Origin of the sequence: Vibrio sp. 10N.222.47.A9, assembly GCF_963872585.1 — a bacterium.
GTDB lineage: Bacteria > Pseudomonadota > Gammaproteobacteria > Enterobacterales > Vibrionaceae > Vibrio > Vibrio splendidus.
Window position 1 is genome coordinate 36,735 of the sequence record NZ_CAWNBB010000087.1, and the last position, 16,007, is coordinate 52,741.

Consider the following 16,007-nt stretch of genomic DNA (forward strand, 5'->3'; position numbering starts at 1 on the left):
TAATTAAAATAATTATGAACAGTGTTTTATTATTAATAATTCATATATTTCTAGACGCTTATCAGGATTTCCCGCGATCTAGATGAAGTGAGTTCAACTTACATGTGATTGCTTACCTAGCGTAAACTTATCAAGCAGCGCTTGCGGAACAGGAATAACAGAGTATCGAACAAAGACGACTAACGTCACTATTGCCACAAAACTGCCTAAAACAAAGTCATGAACATCAATCAACACCCAACCAAGAAGCCTGTCACTGGTAATCGCAAGTATGGCGATACTCAACGCTGCCATCCATTTACGGTGATCATAAGGTAAATATTCCATTTTTTGGCTCACGATATAGAGCAGTGACAACCTCACGGCATAAGTACCACAAAGCACCACCACCACGGCCCACACGCCATAAATCGGTGTCACAACAAGATAGCCAATGGTTGCTAAGATCGCACAACCACCCTGTATCCACATTTGCGACTGACTTGAGTCACCGCTAAAACAACCAAGGTTAAGGTAATCCCCTGCATTCTTAATCACGCCGATGGCCAAGAGTGCCACGACGATGGTACCCGCATATTGATAACTGCTGGGCAAAATCAAAGTAATAAAACCGGGTACAGTGAGGATCATCAAACAACCCAACACAATGGCCAGATTAACGCCGACTAGCGCTCTGTCCGCACACTCTTTCTTACCATCAGGTTGTTGCAGCATGGCCACCCGATTTGGAAACCACCACAGAGCATAAGGCTGCAGTAGCAAGCCAAGCAGCAATGCAAACTTGCCACTGACCGCATAGATTGCAAGTTCTTCAACACCAACAAAGCTTGCCATCACCCAACGGTCTAGCCCTGTGATCATATACATCGAAGCTCCACCGACTAACGTGGGCAATCCAAACTTTAGGATCTTAGCAGAGTATTTGAGGCTGCCAAATGAGCCCATCTCCTGCCATTGATAACGCAGTAAACACAGCATCAACAACACACTCGAAACAGCGGCAGATATTAGTACACCATCAATGCCATAACCTGCTTCAAGCAATGCAAACGTCATAGCAGCTTGCACACTCGCCTTCATTACATTGAGCATACAAAAGCGCTTAGCCATCGCATTCATTCGCATCAATGTTAGCGGGATAGAAATCGCACCATCTAACATGGTCGGTATTAGCAAAAGTAGGATTTGATAAGGTTGAAACTCGACGGGCAACATCAGTAACAACAACGGCATACTAAGAGCAATTAAAGCCCCACCTAGCACACAGACCAAGACACTCAACGTGAAACAGTTCGAGACAAGCTTTCTCTTTTCTTCACCCTCAGCGACGCCCACATACCGGTACATTGCCTCAACAATCCCAAAGCTAAATAGGATCGTCCCGATGTCAGCCAATAAGACAATGGCTTCTAAAGAACCGTATTCAACCAACGTCATCTTATGGGTGATATAGGGGATCATCACGAGCGAGATCCCTTTCATCATCACGATGCCAATGGCGTAATAGGCAGACTGTTTTAGTGACCCCATAGCAGACACCTATTCCTTACAATGCAGGCATTAGGAAACTCTTACAGTCCCCAAGAAGATGTCGTAAGGTTCTTTTTTGAGGAGCCAACGCTAACGAGCGGATGCTATAAGACATGGCCCGTCGGTTCTGTTGTAAGCCTCTGTAATAGTCGGCGTAACCTTCTAGTATTCTTGCCTTTGCAATTTTGATACTGGACGTCCGTAAGTTCCATCTCAGACTGTCATCTTGGTAACGTTGAAGAATGGTTTCGATAGACTGCAAATTTCTCAATTTAAGACTTTCAGTTTGGGTAACGGAACTGGCTCTCATCAAGTAGCCAACCTGCACAGAGTTCAACACACCAATCTGATGGCTTTCACTCATTCGAAGCCACAGTTCCCAATCTTCCCCATACTTGATGTCAGCATTGAAACTGTCTGTTTGAGAAAACACATCCGCTTTTACCATGACCGTCGATGTTCCAATTACATTGTTTTCAATGATGAACTCCAACGGGTTCTCGATATTGATGAACAGCTCGTCTTGGTCTTGAAACTGCGACCAGTAACTAAAGCAGTCGACTATCACTTGGTAATCTTCAGTAAGGTGTTCGTAGTTAGTAAAGCTCATCGCGAGATCTGGGTATCGTTGATGAAATTCGAGTTGGCGTTCGAGTTTTTCAGGAAACCAGAAGTCGTCTGCGTCTAAAAAAGCGATGTATTCTCCGGTCGCTTTTTCAATCCCTAGGTTTCTCGCTTGAGGCGCCCCGACACCCAATGTGGATAAGGTAATAATGCGTTCATCGTCTATCGAAGCGAGATACGTCGACGTTCCATCGTTGCTGTTATCGTCAATGACAATGAGCTCAACATCTTGATGAGTCTGCTTCAGTACGCTGCCAATTGCCTTCGGCAGGTAATCCAAACAATTGTAGGTAGGAATAACAACACTTACTTTAGCCATAATGACGCCCTCAGATTTATACGTTATATGGCTGACGTTGCATGTTCTATGCCGAGAGTGTATTGCTATGAAATCACTTTTAGATCAGTCGCCTACGCAGACACTCTCAAAATGACGAACAGGGTGATCAGACATGAGCGTCAAAACTCCAATTTGATTATCAATTTGAGAAAATGAGCGACTGCTGGGGGGATAACCTTCGGAAAACCATCGAAAGCCCTCCAAAGCTACGATTTTATCTTGGTTCGTATTTTGCTTATTTGACTTTAATAGCATTAGTCAAAGGAGCAAAAAATGAAGAAAGTAGCATTTATAGCACCAACTTATCCTGTACTCAGCGAGACCTTCATCCAAACAGAAGTCGACTCGGTGAAAGCTTGTGGACACGATGTTTGCGTGATGGCATTTGAGATAGAAGAGAGTGAAAAGTCATTTGACTATGACATCATAAAAATTGGTAAGGATGTTCGGGCGGGTAAGATAGCCAGCATCAATTGGTTTGGCTTTCTCCGGGCGGTATCCTTTGTTTCCAAGCAAACCAGTATGCCCAAAAAATCACTGTTCGCTTATGGATTCAAACTGGCACTGCAACTCGCGGAAAATGACGTCGAACACGTTCATGCGCATTTCTGTCAGCACACCACAGCTCACGCCATCGTCGCGGCAAAACTGTTGAACATCACTTGTTCATTCGTGGCTCACGGTCATGATGTTTACGAATTCGCTTATGACATTGAGCAGAAAATTTCTTCGAGTGATTTTGTGGTCGCAGTGTGCAAAGACATGCTCACCGACTTCAATACCATGGCTAAAGGAAACATTAAACTCTTGCACTGTGGGGTAAATACCAAACAATTTCAACTACACCCAAAAACCGAAGCTAAGCAACTTCGTCTCGTTTTTCTTGGCCGATTAGTGGAGCAAAAAGGCATCCACCATCTTATTGATGCATTAGCGCCGATTGCCGAGCCTCTCGATATTCATCTCGATATCATCGGTACTGGCGATTTAGAGCAACAGTTAAAATTGCAGGTCAAAGAGCAAGGGCTCACTCGAAACGTGACATTTCTTGGCGCTAAACCTCACGAGTGGGTCAAAGAAAAACTATCGAATTATGACAGCCTAATCGCGCCCTTCTGTTTTTCAGAAACTGGATGTGTGGATACAGGTCCACTGGTTTTAAAAGAAGCGATGGCCGTGGGCACACCCGTCATTACCACCAACATCATGGGATGCAAAGAGATCGTCTCACCAGAAACAGGTTTTGTGGTTAGCGAAAAGAACGTGGAAGAATTAAGAGAAGCGATTGAGCGTTTCGCGCAGCTAAGCAGTAACGATAAAGCATCGATGGGGTTAAAGGCACGTGAGAGAGTGAAAGACAGTTTTAATTCAATCAAACAAGCTCAGCAATTATCTCGTTGGATAGAGAACCCAGCTCAATAAGGATTAACTCAGACAGCTATGCCTCACAAAAGCGACTGAGCACCACAAGATCAAAAGAGCGCTACATCAATTTGGAATGTAACGCTCAACTTAGCACAGCCTAATGATGGCAACTTATGCTTTCAGTAACTTTCATTAGCTTTTCATTAAGAAGCTTAGCTAGCCGGCTCGAAGTGCCAAAATAGACTCAATATCTTCGATGTCACGATATTGAGCTAACTCCTGCTCTTTCGATGAAATAGCCACAATCGACATTCTATCTGCCAATTCGTTACCTTCAATACCAACGTGTCCGTTCACATGGTAGATGGTAATTTTTGAAGCCAGCTCTTGGTAGAGAGCATACGCAGGCTTAATAATATCGAGGTTTTTGATCTCGCCGCCCGACTTGGTCCAGCCCTTTTTCTCCCAGCCCGTTGCCCACTTAGTAATACAATCAATTGAGTACTTAGAGTCACAATAAATCGCAACAGACAGACCCGCGTTTAACTTCTCTTTCGCGAGAATAAACGCTTGCTTAAGCCCATGTAACTCGGCGGTATTGTTGGTACCAACAGGCTGATACAAGCCATACCACAATTCTGTTAATTGGTTGTTTTGGTATACCGCTAAACCCGTCCCCGCTTCACCAGGATTTGGCTCACAAGCACCATCGGTAAAGATCTTGATATCAAAAGGCATATCAGTGATTTGCTGCTCCGAAAGAGGCGGCACCTTCACTTTCGTCACCTTACCCGCAGAGCTTGGCTTTGTCGCTGTAGAACCTGACGCAGACGACGTTTTACCACCGAAAGCAGACTCAGCCTCACCTAGTGTTGGAAACGATTTATATCTTGCCCCTGCAAAGCCATCGACTTGCGATTTACATTCGTTCCAAGTGGTAAAAATACCCGGTGTACGACCTTTCCAAACCACATAATATTTCTTAGCCAAACTAACTCCTTGCCAAAACCTAAACACACAAACAGTGAATCAATACATTAGATGCCACCACGCTATACGTTGCAAGGTCAATCAATTAAAAAGGTAATCAACCGCAACGAGGTTATAGAACAAAAACACCGCCATGCTGACGCCGATAGTAAGTAGCACATTGCCTGTTTTCCAAATCAACAGACCTGTGACCAGCGCGCCTATCAAGTATGGGTTTTCAAGGCTTGGCCAAAATGTCTGCTCTGGTGCAAATACAATCGGCCCCCAAATTGCGGTAAGCACAGCGGGACTTGAATAGCGTAACAGGCGACGCGTGGTTTGATTTAATCGAAGCGGGATTGCTGGCTCTAGAAACAGATACCGACTAAAAAAAACAATCGCTGTCATAAGGAATATCGTTAACCAAATCATCTCTATTTCCCCTCCACAATTGTCTTGTTGCCGTTGTTTCGCTCTTGGAACGATTCGCTGATAAAGCCCGCTAACATACCGGCAATCGCTGCAATCATTAGCCCGCCCTCAATATTGTTAACCGACATGGCAACCGAAGTGACCAATGAAACCACCACACACACTACGACGGGTAGAGTTCGGATTAATGGGAACACCAAGGCGATAAAGGTTGCTGCGACCGCGAAATCGAGCCCAATTTCATTGAGTGAAGGAATTTGGCTTCCCGCGACAATGCCAACAAAGCTCGCAATATTCCAAACGAGATAAAAACCGCCGCCTACACCCGCAGCATACCAGCGATTAAATTCTTTCTGAGACTGCCCACTACAAATCGCGAACAGCTCATCGGTGAGCCAAAATCCAAGTAATAGGCGCCAACGCGCAGGAAGATGGCTGATTTTGTCACGCATCGATACGCTATACAGAAAGTGTCTAGACGTGATGAATAAGGTAGTCAACAACATGGTGCCTAAACCAATACCCGCTTTGAACATACCCGCAGCGACAAGTTGTGCAGAGCCAGCAAATAGAATAGCCGACATCGCTTGCGCTTGAAGCTGACTCAATCCAGCATCTATCGCATATGAGCCCGCTAGAATTCCCCAAGGGATTACCGCAATGCTCAAGGGCATTCCCGCTAAAACGCCCTTCCATAACTGTGTTCGTCTATCCATTATTTCACTATCCATATAGTTCTTTTCTCTCTTCACATTGGCTATTCAATGTAAGAGGAGTTGAGTCGGTTCGATTGTACAAACTTGCTCGATTTCATGCCCCTCTGTTTGCCACACTTAACCGCACTTGCCCGTACTTAACACAAGTTGGCCATACCTTAGCCATGCAAGTTTAGAGCATTTTGATGTATTGCCCCGGCGTGTATCCATTGGCCTTTTTGAAGTGTCGATGAAAATGGCTTTGATCATGAAAACCACACTCTTGCGCGGTATCAGAAATGGTATGTCCCTGTTTCAATAACTTACGCGAAAGCCTTAACCGAGATTGGATTTGATACGCATGCGGCGGAAGACCAAATTCTTTCTGAAAAGAACGCACTAAGTGAAACGGGCTCAATGCCGCTAGCTTAGACAACTCCTCTAGGGACACATCGGCTTGTGGAAAGTCATCTAAGAACTCTTTCACTAAGACAAGTTGGCGCTGAGTTTTCCCATCGAGTTGAGGGTTAAGCGGCGATTTTCCGTGTCGGCTAATCAGTTTAACCAACATCCCGTACATCAAGGTTTCTCTTAACAAGCGATTGTCAGATTCATCAATCGTGTTAAAGACTAATCTCAATTGATTAGCGAGTTCAGGGTCTTCAACAACCGCTCTTGGGAAATAAGGCGCGCCGTAGTTCGGTAGGTTAAGCTCTTGAGTGATCTTGGCAAGTTGCTCTGGGAGAGGATACATGGCTCGATATGCCCAACCACCTTCAGTGGCAGAGTGACCGCTATGAACTTCGTCGGCATTGACCAGAATAATCGCATCTTGTGGTGCTATATGATGCCCGCCCGTTCGATAGAAACGCTGAGCGCCCTGCTCAATAACCCCAAGCGTGTAGCCCTCGTGACTGTGGCGCGAGAAGTTCTGCTTTTCGTATTCAGCATTAAGGGTTTCAAGGCCACCGAGCTCTTCTGTGATCTTATATTCGGCCTTTTCTTTAGAGCGTTTCTTGTTCTCCATAACAATCCCCAAGCCTGTTAATTATCGAGCGACTTATCAGTCTACTCTATAGGCTCTTTCAGCTTTTGTACAAAATTGCGCTTTTGTTTGTTAATACTGTTTTTATCGTTGGCTTAATAACGCTTTCTAACTGGGAGGAAAGTCTTGGTCTATAACTAGTTGGCGAGAAATTGACAAATTAGTGTGGCAATCATGGCAATACTCTCTTCAAATCATCGGCAATAGACCTGATACACCATGAAAAATACGCTAATCCTTTTCTTTTTCCTGAGCCTAACTGGGTGCACTCATAACCAATCAAAAGCACTGAGCATGAACTCCTCGCCAGTCAATACGTACCCTCAATCCATGTCGAACCTGCAATTGTGCGACACCTTGTATTACGGGCGATCAAGCAACCAGACACTCGCAGCAATTGGCAGTGAATTCAATCGAAGAGGATTATCTAAGAGTTGGTGTGACACCGAAACCAACAAGCTTTATCTAACAAAGACAATTGATTGGGTTGCTGACCAAGTAGAAGACAAAGAAGATTCAGACGAAGAAGCGTCTGCTGTAGTATTGCCAGCGAATTAAATGAGGCAATGACAGCTAAACGCCTGTTCGCACTTAATGACCTCGCTTGCTTAGGTAACTGTGTGACCTATTTTTACTCAAAAAGTCCCAAGTTAACCTGGCTGCGTTCGAAGAAAAACAACCGCTTCTTTTCGCTACACAAATATTACGAGGGTACTCGGGCGCAAGAGGAATAACATTTACGCTGGGATGAGATTCTGGAACGGCAAGCTCTGCAACAATAGAAACACCTAAGCCCGCTCTAATCAAAGCAAGTATCGAGGTCAATTGAACAATGGTGTGTTTTTCTTTAAGGCGAGATTTTGATAGCTTAAACCATTCTCTAATGAGCGCCTCGCTGCCCCCTTTACTCAGTATAAAATCTCGATCTTCGATATCCACAGCCGACAAAACTGACAACTGGGATAAAGGGTCATCTTCATGAACTAAAGCCACCATACGGTCAGTAAAAACTGGGATGATATCTAGATCTAAATACTCTTTATCAACCGCGATTGCAAAATCTACGCGCCCCTCTCGCAATGCCAATAATGCTCCTTCGTCAGTAAACTCGCCTATTTCAATTTTAACTTGAGGTAAGTGTTGGCTGATCGCATGAATTAGGCTGGGTAAAATATGTGTGGAAGCGGATGCGCCAAAAGAAGCCACTTTCACCTGTCCAGCGCCATCTTTTTGAATAAGTCGAAGCTGTCTCAATAACACCTCTCCCTGCAATTCCTGCTGTTTAGCGAACTCAGCAATCAACCTCCCTTCCTCTGTTAACAATAAGGGACGACTGTCTCTTCGGACTAAAGCGAAACCTAACACATCTTCAGCACGTCGAAGAGCTTTGCTCGCTGCGGGTTGGCTGACTCCTAATACCAGAGCGGCATCAGTGATACTTCCGAGCGCTAGTAGCTGCAGAAGTAATTTGGGAACTAATGATGGGATGCTTTCCAAGTCTTCAACCATTTATATAACCTCAGGTTATTTTGATATCTATCTCTATGCTAGCAGACTACTTTTTCCGAAAAATAGATACCAGTCACCCGGAGAAAACAAATGACTATAGAAACATGGCTAACCTTCTGCCTCGCTTCACTTATCTTAACCATGACGCCAGGTCCCAGCATTTTGTTGGGCGTCATTCATTCAATGAAATATGGCGTTAATAAAGCTATTTTTACGGCACTAGGCGATATCTCAGCAAACTTCATACAGATGATCATTGTTGCAGTTGGACTTGGCATCATAATGTCAACGTCTGAACTAGCATTCGCCGTTATCAAGTGGCTTGGGGTCACAACATTGCTGTATATGGGTATCAAGATGTTGCGTGATAAACCTGAGTGTGATGCACAAATAACCACCAATTCACCCACCGCGATTTCAGGCCACAGACTCTATTTAAGTGGTTTCTTCGTTGCTGCGGGTAACCCCAAAGCGATTGTCTTTTTCACTGCATTCTTCCCCCAGTTCATAGACCCAACCAAGCCCCTGTTATCACAAATGTTGGTGATGTGCCCCACAATGGCAGTGTTGGATTTTACGTGGGTGATGATTTACGCCATCTCTGCCAAGAAGCTGCTTGGGTTTATGCAAGATCACCCAACGTACCTGAATAAAATCGGTGGCTCAGCGCTTTTAACTGCAGCCATCGCGCTCGCAGTAACAAGTCACAGCTCCAACCTATAGTCGAGCCAGTAAAGGGAAAAACAATAAATTGGGTTTCATTCGAGGGGAAAAATCGTCTGCTGTAACGCTACCTGCGGATTAATCGGATAAGTATTGTTAACGTCCTTAAATACGCTAACAGTACTTCTGGCAATAAAACTGGAGCAAACTAATTGATCTGCATGCCTTTGCTCACATCAATATGCATTTGCATTGATAAATGTTAACAATTGGTTAATTATCCATATCCATTATTACTATAAGGAAATAACCAATGAAATGGATACTTGTTGCATTCGTCAGTGTTTTCTCTGTGTTCACATACGCAAAAGATTGGAAACAAATTCGCTTTACTGTTGAAGGGGCCTACCCACCGTTCAGTTGGACAACGCAAGATGGTGAATTAGAGGGGTTTGAAGTCGATTTAGCCAACGCTTTGTGTATCGAATTAGAAGTAAAATGTATCATCTCAAAAACTGATTGGGACGGTATTATCCCATCACTTTTAAGCCGTAAAAACGATGCAATTATAGCGGCTATGACCATTACCGAAGAACGTGAAAAGAAAGTTAATTTCACTATGCCTTACGCTAAAGTTCCCACTCGTTTTGTCATGGAAAAGGGGCGTGAAATCAATATGGATGACGGCAGCTTAAATGAACTAACAATTGGGGTTCAACGAGCAACTATTGGTGACAAGTACCTTTCTGAGATCTATCCAGATGTAGATATCAAACGTTACGGCTCATTCGATGAAGCCTTTACCGATTTACTCAACGGCCGCTTAGATAGCGTGTTTGGTGGTTCAATGGGGCTCAACGCAGGCTTTCTTGAAACGGATCAGGGTAAGGACTATCACTTTACAGGCCCTAAATTCACAGAAGAGAAGTGGTTTGGTCGTGGTATTGGAGTCGCTGTTAGAAAACAAGATGACGAATTAAAAGATCTTATCGATAGTGGAATACAAAGACTGATCGACAATGGTCAACATCAAAAAATCGCAAGTAAATACTTTTCATACAGCATTTACGAATAGGCTGATGTACAGAGTGAACACCACCAATCACGAACTGTTGTTCACTTTTTGAAAGTTTCAGATAGCAAAAAGCCGCTCATAAAGAGCGGCTTTTTTAAGGGGTGGGAACCCAGCCTCCCCATCCTATAAAACAACAAAAGCCTTTAAATCAAACTCTTATGAAAAAACCTTGATTCGGTAGATTTTATTTTAGTACCGTCTTTCAGTACCACCTTTAACTATCTTATAATCGATAACAACAAAAACCAATCGCTGCGCTTAAAGAAGTCTCGATGGTGTCATCAAATGAGGAGAGGATACCTGCACAGCCTGCATTACCTGCGAAAAAGATATTAAAAAAGGTGCCATATTGGCACCCTCTATGGTTGGCTTAACGCCTGCGTGGAAAAGAGCTCTTATTGCTCATAAGCCTCTCAACGATGTCGTGCACAATCGAATTGAACAACTCACAGCCATCATCTGGTTTAGCATGCTTGAACATTAAGCGTCGAAGTAGTCCTGACCCCATAATATGGTCGTCCACTATCTCTTCCACCCAGTGCCATTGTTTAGAGCTAGTGAGGACATCTAGCTGTGTAAGCAATCCAACCTCAAGGCAGATGTCTTCCACTTGTTTCAATAGTAGTGCTCGTTTGATCTCTTTATCGCCGAGGAGCGCTCTTCCCAAGGGAGTAATAGGAATTTGTCGCATGCTTTTTCTTAAACATACATAATTTGGGGATGACAACAAATTATTTGTGCTATCTGTGGTTACCGAGGGAACATGATGGTCTGGATACCGAACAATTCTGTCGCTACCTCCTTCACACCCTGTTCATTCGGTTCGCAGTTAATTTCCAAGATGTAATACAGACTGACAATTACTCTTCGTTTGCTAGCTTTTTCTTGTTTATCTTTGAATGAAGGTCATTAATGAACAAATAATTGCTCCAACCAACCTTTACCAATGCAGTAAGTTGGAGAAATGCTAAGTGGAACACTACAGCTATACCAACAGGTTTGAAGCAATTGATGTTATTTGCATAGGTGGCAGTATTACCCAGAAGGGTTTTTACTACAAAGAACACAACAATTCCTGCAATCACGAACGCCGAGGACAAAATTACTCCTACGAGCATTTCAATCCTTTTTGCATCTCTTTCTCCTGCGACTACCGAAATTGAATCAGGATTCACAATCGCTGTTATTGCATTTGGATATATATATGCAATCCAAATCCCTACAATTGTAAAGATCATTGCCGACGCATTTTTTAAAATATCTAGTACATCTTTTATATCCGAGTATACAACCTGAGAATAAGTAAACTTGGCTATCACCAACATCACTACAAAGGCTATAATGTTACTTATTATCATTCTTTTCATATGCTTATACTACCCATTGGCTGCTACCAAACTTTCGTTAGGCTCAGGCTCTTGGACCGGCTTCGGAGTCTTTAATGAAGACAAAAGTCTTTGCCTGTGTGTATTAATGACAGATAAGACTTCACTTGATTCGTAGTAATCATTGTTATTGATCGGTAGCTGTATTTCATCAGTAACAACAAACTCGTCAAGCCATGTTGTTCTACCAGTCCTACCGTCTCTTTTTAGACCTACATTGCACCACTCTTCCTTGCCATCGTAGTTCATTGTGTAGTCATCCATCATTGCTTGTAGCGCTTCTACTGTTGGTTTGGCTTCAACGACTAGCTCTATATTAGTGGTTTCGCTAGTAGACGGCGAACCTGTATCTAAATCAAATAAGTCACCAAGCTTATCATAAAGCTTCATCCAATCGCTTCGTGTATCAGGAACTGTTTTCTCAAAAGACTCTCTATAAACAATATGTGTCACGTCCTCGCAAATTGTCTCTATATCTACGCTAGAAGTCCCTTTCTTAAATTGTCGAGCAATTGACTTGAAAGAAAGTGAACAAGTCTCACTTTGGCCTTCATTTTCTCCTTTAATTTCAACCTTATATGTAACGGTCTTACTCTTAACTTCAGTATTCGTTTTTGGGTGAACGAACGTTCTATCGGTTACTTTCTTAGCTGGATCGGTTCGTCTGAAGTCGACATAAGACTTGATATACTGGCAAAAAGCACTTGTATCCACAGACGAATTAGTGAGGCGAATTGAAGCTAACTTATTGTGTTCTGGAATCACCCAATAGTAAGATGGCTGCCCCCAAATGATCTCCTTCCCATCAACTTCTGTACCAGTGGTTAAAGTTTGCTTAGACCCAGCAGACAAGGATTCATCAGCAAAAGCTCCACCTACACCACCATTCTTACTACCTACAGCTTTCCATAAGGTAATCACGATGTCACCTGTCTCATCATTCTTTGCAAAACTACGACAATACACTCGATTTCTTCGGCTACTAGATTCAGCATCAAAAACAAGTGTATCTTTTAGGTGCTTTCCTGATAACCAAGCCTGCAGATCTCCAAAAATTTGCTCGATTGTGCCGCTGTGAAGCTCTCCTACCTTGCCTTGCCTAATTCTATAAAACCCAAAGTGGTCGAAGTTAAAATATGTAACCAAGCCTCTAACGTCTGACATAATTCTCTCTCTATTGATATATCCATTAGTAATGGCATAATTTAAATCAATTATATCAATGAATTACTTAACTTGAACTATTTGTTTCCAAGTAAAAGAATCTACAAAGAAGCCTTTCTCTAATTATTCTTTAACGGTGCAGGTATCCTCACATAGGAAAATAGGACTCGACATACTTGCAGTTCAAGTTCTAATTCCATTTCCAATAGCGCTTGACCTGTAATGATATCTTGAGGTGATACAAGCTTGCCATTAGGCAGTCGAAGTCGGCTCTGATTGTTTACCCTCAGAAACTTATGCCCAGAAGTGCGATAGATGCCAACATTAAACTAAAGGTTGTGGAACCCTATTCATTAACGGTTCCCCCTTCTGCGCTTTGGTTTCTACCTTACGAACTAACTGCTGCATAAATTCATATAACGATGCAATTTCTTCACTTGATACGTCAATGGTATCTACTTCTTTGACTAAACGATTGTATTGCCTGTTCATTTGCTTGATGTCACCTAGCTCGTAGGCTTGAAGCCACTTCTCCGCTTGACCAATCATTCGCATCAATTGCTGCTCTTGTAACTTGATTTCTTCTTGTTTCCGAGCCGCTTTCACCTTCCAACTGGGTGCTTTCTTCTTTGCTGTGCCGCTATAGTTTTTTTGCAGTTGGTATGATTGATGGCTGATCCCTGTTGCCTCATATACTGCGTTATTAAATGCCGTTTTCAGCAGTCTAGTTGTCGACTTACGCTGTAGTTCCGCTAGATATGTTAGGTTGTCCGTAAATTTGCCGATGATCAGGTGCATATGATCACCGCTGCCTCTTACCAGTGAATCTTGTTCCTGTTGGTGCAGGACTGCACGAGAGATCGGAGCTAATTGACCTGTTGTTACATCAAGATGCGACGCTAAATTTACCATCAGTGTATTAAGAATTTGACGCCACTTCTCAGGTGAAGGACGGATTGATTTCGGTAACGTAAAGCAAAACTCAACCGCTTCTTTAGGAGGGCGTCCCCCCCGTCTTGCTGCTGCTTGTTTTAGTTTGTAACGCTCGCAATTTCGGAGCATGTTTAGTGACTGTATCTCTGAACCATAGATATTCACTATTGCCTCTGTCTCTTTATGATTGCGATGTTTCATATTAGTGAGGTAGTGCTCCCTCGCCATCACATTTCTGGTTGCTTGTGTAATAACCGTCCAGTTTTTTAGCATGCTTTTTCTAAATCATATGATTTTTCCTTGCTAAAACAAAATCTTGCATTGAGTCTGATGTAGTCAAGATAGGGAAAACAGCGACTTCGTCGCTAAATTTTTCACCACTTGCCAGAGGGAGCCCCTCTGAACTCCCTAAAAATCTTTACAGTATTTTCAAATAGATATGTGCTTCTATTTAATTTTCTTTCGTTGAGCACTTGCGTCTCTCTCACAAATAAATGATGTTTCATCGAAAGAAGCTATCTATGTCTAACATAAAGAACGCGGTACAGCTTGAACTGCCTAATATCGAGCAAAAACAACCAAAAGGAACAAACGTTAGAGTTAGGGTCAACGACCCAATTCAAAAAGTAGAACACACCGTTTGTGATCTAAGTTATAGACAACTTGAGCTACCAAACATTGAGCCAACAAGTGATGACTCTAACCACTCGGCAGGTGATGCAGGTGTTGCAGGTAAAGGGGATACATTTACAAAGTGGGAACTACCTCGACCTCTCATTGAGGATGACCTTCCCCCAGCATTGAAACTGCGTGATGAGATGCTACCGAAATCAATTCGCGCATTTGTTCGAGAAAAAGCATACTCGATTGATAACATGTCGCCCGACTACCTCGCTGTTTCACTTATTACTATGATAGCTGCTGTGATCGGTAGCAATGTCGAAATAGAGCCGAAACGACATGACAAATGGCGGGTTGTTTGTATCCTGTGGTCATTGTTGGTAGGTAAAGCCTCGGAGAAAAAAACACCAGCAATGTCTGCAACGATGTCTTTTGTTAATAAGGTAAAGAAGGAGGTCATTGCTCCTGTAACTAAACGCAACGCCACTATAAATGTCCTAAAGAGGAAGCGTTTAAATGTAAAGCGTCAAGAGTTAGAACAAGAATTAGAAGATGCTTTCGACATGGAAGATGAGCTACTCCAAATAACAATAGCAGATAAAATTGCTCAACTAGAAGAACCACCAATTCTCGATCAGAGGGAAATTTTTATTAATGACTGCACAGTTGAGGCTCTAACTCAGTGCGCGGAGACATCTTTATCAGGATTAACAATTGTTCGAGATGAGATCTCAGGACTACTGAGTGTATTTAATCAACAAAGTCGAAGCCATGAACGTTCTGTTTATTTGGAGGGTTACAGTGGTCAACGTAACTCTTATGTCATCCGTCGTGTCAGCCGCGAAGATGTTGTTCTTCCGCAACTTTTTGTCGGGTTACTCGGCGGAATTCAGCCCGATATGTTGAAGCCTCTCATCAGGTCTGCAACAGAGGGAAAACAGAATGATGGTTTTCTTGAACGCTGCCTGCAAATGTCAGTCCTACCGAATAGAACTGAGAGTAAACCTACAGATCATCGAGTATCCGACAAAGCAGCTGCATCTGTGCATCATGTATTTGCTAAGTTGGCTGAGTTGGATACACCTCTTGACCCCATCGTACTCAAATTTTCTCATAAGGCGCAGGAAAAATGGACAAAGTGGTCAGAAGAAGCGTTGTTAGATGTGTCGAATAGTTCATCAATGATGGAGTCTTATCACGTCAAGCGATTAGAGCATTGCGCAAAACTTGCGATGATCTTTCACCTGATTGAGGAAGCATCGAATACAACTAAGGGTAGCCCCTTTCAGCCAAATAATGTTGTAGAAGTAAAGAGTATTACCCAAGCTATGGTGTGGATGCGCTACCTTCGTTCTCACGCTTATCGAATTGTTGCCTCGGCACAAGACAAGGTGGCGGTTGATGGCCCAGCTCAAATACTTCTCTCACGCCTATCGAAATTCCAAGGTCAGTTCACGAGACATAGTCTATCTCAGAAGGGTTGGAAGTCATTGACAACAGCTAAGCAACGCGAAGAAGCCATCACCACGCTAATCGTACACGGTTACTTGAGAGAGGGCATGATCACAACGAAACAATCGAGCAAACCTGTATTAGGTTTACTCATTCACCCAGATCACGTCTAGCATGGCAAGGGGCTATGTACTAGCCCCTTCCA

The 16,007-nt window shown here is 43.2% G+C and carries 16 protein-coding genes; 5 read left to right on the forward strand and 11 right to left on the reverse strand.

The annotated features are described in order from the left end of the window. Positions 1 to 93: 93 nt before the first annotated feature. Positions 94 to 1,530: a lipopolysaccharide biosynthesis protein gene (locus tag AACT19_RS23505; RefSeq protein WP_076649029.1), complete on the reverse strand. Its 1,437-nt coding sequence runs from the start codon at positions 1,528 to 1,530 to the stop codon at positions 94 to 96. A gap of 16 nt (positions 1,531 to 1,546) precedes the next feature. Continuing rightward, positions 1,547 to 2,473 (reverse strand): glycosyltransferase family 2 protein, encoded by a 927-nt coding sequence (locus AACT19_RS23510; RefSeq protein ID WP_076649031.1) that lies wholly within the window; start codon positions 2,471 to 2,473, stop codon positions 1,547 to 1,549. A gap of 294 nt (positions 2,474 to 2,767) precedes the next feature. On the opposite strand from AACT19_RS23510, the gene AACT19_RS23515 reads away from it, so the two are divergent. Beyond that, positions 2,768 to 3,916: a glycosyltransferase family 4 protein gene (locus AACT19_RS23515; protein ID WP_017100983.1), complete on the forward strand. Its 1,149-nt coding sequence runs from the start codon at positions 2,768 to 2,770 to the stop codon at positions 3,914 to 3,916. Positions 3,917 to 4,075: 159 nt separating this feature from the next. Here AACT19_RS23515 and AACT19_RS23520 read toward each other — a convergent pair whose 3' ends face one another. The 4 genes from AACT19_RS23520 to AACT19_RS23535 form a co-directional block, all read right to left on the reverse strand. Next, positions 4,076 to 4,849 (reverse strand): ribonuclease H1 domain-containing protein, encoded by a 774-nt coding sequence (locus tag AACT19_RS23520; protein ID WP_076649033.1) that lies wholly within the window; start codon positions 4,847 to 4,849, stop codon positions 4,076 to 4,078. Between the two features lie 81 nt (positions 4,850 to 4,930). Next, positions 4,931 to 5,260, reverse strand: a complete 330-nt coding sequence (locus AACT19_RS23525; protein WP_004736408.1) for an AzlD domain-containing protein — start codon at positions 5,258 to 5,260, stop codon at positions 4,931 to 4,933. A gap of 2 nt (positions 5,261 to 5,262) precedes the next feature. Further along, positions 5,263 to 5,991 carry an AzlC family ABC transporter permease gene (locus AACT19_RS23530; RefSeq protein WP_076649035.1) on the reverse strand — a complete coding sequence of 243 codons (729 nt, stop codon included), beginning with the start codon at positions 5,989 to 5,991 and terminating at the stop codon, positions 5,263 to 5,265. Positions 5,992 to 6,148: 157 nt separating this feature from the next. Further along, positions 6,149 to 6,982: an AraC family transcriptional regulator gene (locus AACT19_RS23535; RefSeq protein ID WP_004736410.1), complete on the reverse strand. Its 834-nt coding sequence runs from the start codon at positions 6,980 to 6,982 to the stop codon at positions 6,149 to 6,151. Between the two features lie 237 nt (positions 6,983 to 7,219). On the opposite strand from AACT19_RS23535, the gene AACT19_RS23540 reads away from it, so the two are divergent. Next, positions 7,220 to 7,558 carry a hypothetical protein gene (locus AACT19_RS23540; protein ID WP_076649037.1) on the forward strand — a complete coding sequence of 113 codons (339 nt, stop codon included), beginning with the start codon at positions 7,220 to 7,222 and terminating at the stop codon, positions 7,556 to 7,558. Between the two features lie 33 nt (positions 7,559 to 7,591). Here AACT19_RS23540 and AACT19_RS23545 read toward each other — a convergent pair whose 3' ends face one another. After that, positions 7,592 to 8,509, reverse strand: a complete 918-nt coding sequence (locus tag AACT19_RS23545) for a LysR family transcriptional regulator (RefSeq protein ID WP_076649039.1) — start codon at positions 8,507 to 8,509, stop codon at positions 7,592 to 7,594. 90 nt (positions 8,510 to 8,599) lie between these two features. Here AACT19_RS23545 and AACT19_RS23550 point away from each other — a divergent pair, with 90 nt between their 5' ends. Next, positions 8,600 to 9,232 carry a LysE family translocator gene (locus AACT19_RS23550; protein ID WP_004736413.1) on the forward strand — a complete coding sequence of 211 codons (633 nt, stop codon included), beginning with the start codon at positions 8,600 to 8,602 and terminating at the stop codon, positions 9,230 to 9,232. A 253-nt stretch (positions 9,233 to 9,485) separates the two neighbouring features. Next, positions 9,486 to 10,247 (forward strand): transporter substrate-binding domain-containing protein, encoded by a 762-nt coding sequence (locus AACT19_RS23555; protein WP_004736414.1) that lies wholly within the window; start codon positions 9,486 to 9,488, stop codon positions 10,245 to 10,247. A 370-nt stretch (positions 10,248 to 10,617) separates the two neighbouring features. Here the strand turns inward: AACT19_RS23555 and AACT19_RS23560 are convergent, their stop codons facing one another. The 4 genes from AACT19_RS23560 to AACT19_RS23575 form a co-directional block, all read right to left on the reverse strand. Continuing rightward, positions 10,618 to 10,938 (reverse strand): hypothetical protein, encoded by a 321-nt coding sequence (locus tag AACT19_RS23560; RefSeq protein WP_076649041.1) that lies wholly within the window; start codon positions 10,936 to 10,938, stop codon positions 10,618 to 10,620. 169 nt (positions 10,939 to 11,107) lie between these two features. After that, positions 11,108 to 11,614: a hypothetical protein gene (locus AACT19_RS23565; RefSeq protein WP_076649043.1), complete on the reverse strand. Its 507-nt coding sequence runs from the start codon at positions 11,612 to 11,614 to the stop codon at positions 11,108 to 11,110. Positions 11,615 to 11,623: 9 nt separating this feature from the next. Further along, positions 11,624 to 12,796, reverse strand: a complete 1,173-nt coding sequence (locus AACT19_RS23570) for a hypothetical protein (RefSeq protein ID WP_076649045.1) — start codon at positions 12,794 to 12,796, stop codon at positions 11,624 to 11,626. 324 nt (positions 12,797 to 13,120) lie between these two features. Then, positions 13,121 to 14,002: a hypothetical protein gene (locus AACT19_RS23575; protein ID WP_242658975.1), complete on the reverse strand. Its 882-nt coding sequence runs from the start codon at positions 14,000 to 14,002 to the stop codon at positions 13,121 to 13,123. Positions 14,003 to 14,250: 248 nt separating this feature from the next. Here AACT19_RS23575 and AACT19_RS23580 point away from each other — a divergent pair, with 248 nt between their 5' ends. Continuing rightward, a complete protein-coding gene (locus tag AACT19_RS23580; RefSeq protein WP_076649049.1) occupies positions 14,251 to 15,975 on the forward strand; it encodes a DUF3987 domain-containing protein in 1,725 nt (574 codons plus the stop codon). Positions 15,976 to 16,007: the final 32 nt, after the last annotated feature.

Bases quoted from the DNA above. Each gene is read 5' to 3' on its own strand.
- AACT19_RS23565 (WP_076649043.1), bottom strand. From the start codon at position 11,614: ATGAAAAGAATGATAATAAGTAACATTATAGCCTTTGTAGTGATGTTG.
- AACT19_RS23525 (WP_004736408.1), bottom strand. From the start codon at position 5,260: ATGATTTGGTTAACGATATTCCTTATGACAGCGATTGTTTTTTTTAGT.
- AACT19_RS23535 (WP_004736410.1), bottom strand. From the start codon at position 6,982: ATGGAGAACAAGAAACGCTCTAAAGAAAAGGCCGAATATAAGATCACA.
- AACT19_RS23530 (WP_076649035.1), bottom strand. From the start codon at position 5,991: ATGGATAGTGAAATAATGGATAGACGAACACAGTTATGGAAGGGCGTT.
- AACT19_RS23580 (WP_076649049.1), top strand. From the start codon at position 14,251: ATGTCTAACATAAAGAACGCGGTACAGCTTGAACTGCCTAATATCGAG.
- AACT19_RS23570 (WP_076649045.1), bottom strand. From the start codon at position 12,796: ATGTCAGACGTTAGAGGCTTGGTTACATATTTTAACTTCGACCACTTT.
- AACT19_RS23575 (WP_242658975.1), bottom strand. From the start codon at position 14,002: ATGCTAAAAAACTGGACGGTTATTACACAAGCAACCAGAAATGTGATG.
- AACT19_RS23560 (WP_076649041.1), bottom strand. From the start codon at position 10,938: ATGCGACAAATTCCTATTACTCCCTTGGGAAGAGCGCTCCTCGGCGAT.
- AACT19_RS23550 (WP_004736413.1), top strand. From the start codon at position 8,600: ATGACTATAGAAACATGGCTAACCTTCTGCCTCGCTTCACTTATCTTA.
- AACT19_RS23505 (WP_076649029.1), bottom strand. From the start codon at position 1,530: ATGGGGTCACTAAAACAGTCTGCCTATTACGCCATTGGCATCGTGATG.
- AACT19_RS23515 (WP_017100983.1), top strand. From the start codon at position 2,768: ATGAAGAAAGTAGCATTTATAGCACCAACTTATCCTGTACTCAGCGAG.
- AACT19_RS23510 (WP_076649031.1), bottom strand. From the start codon at position 2,473: ATGGCTAAAGTAAGTGTTGTTATTCCTACCTACAATTGTTTGGATTAC.
- AACT19_RS23555 (WP_004736414.1), top strand. From the start codon at position 9,486: ATGAAATGGATACTTGTTGCATTCGTCAGTGTTTTCTCTGTGTTCACA.
- AACT19_RS23545 (WP_076649039.1), bottom strand. From the start codon at position 8,509: ATGGTTGAAGACTTGGAAAGCATCCCATCATTAGTTCCCAAATTACTT.
- AACT19_RS23540 (WP_076649037.1), top strand. From the start codon at position 7,220: ATGAAAAATACGCTAATCCTTTTCTTTTTCCTGAGCCTAACTGGGTGC.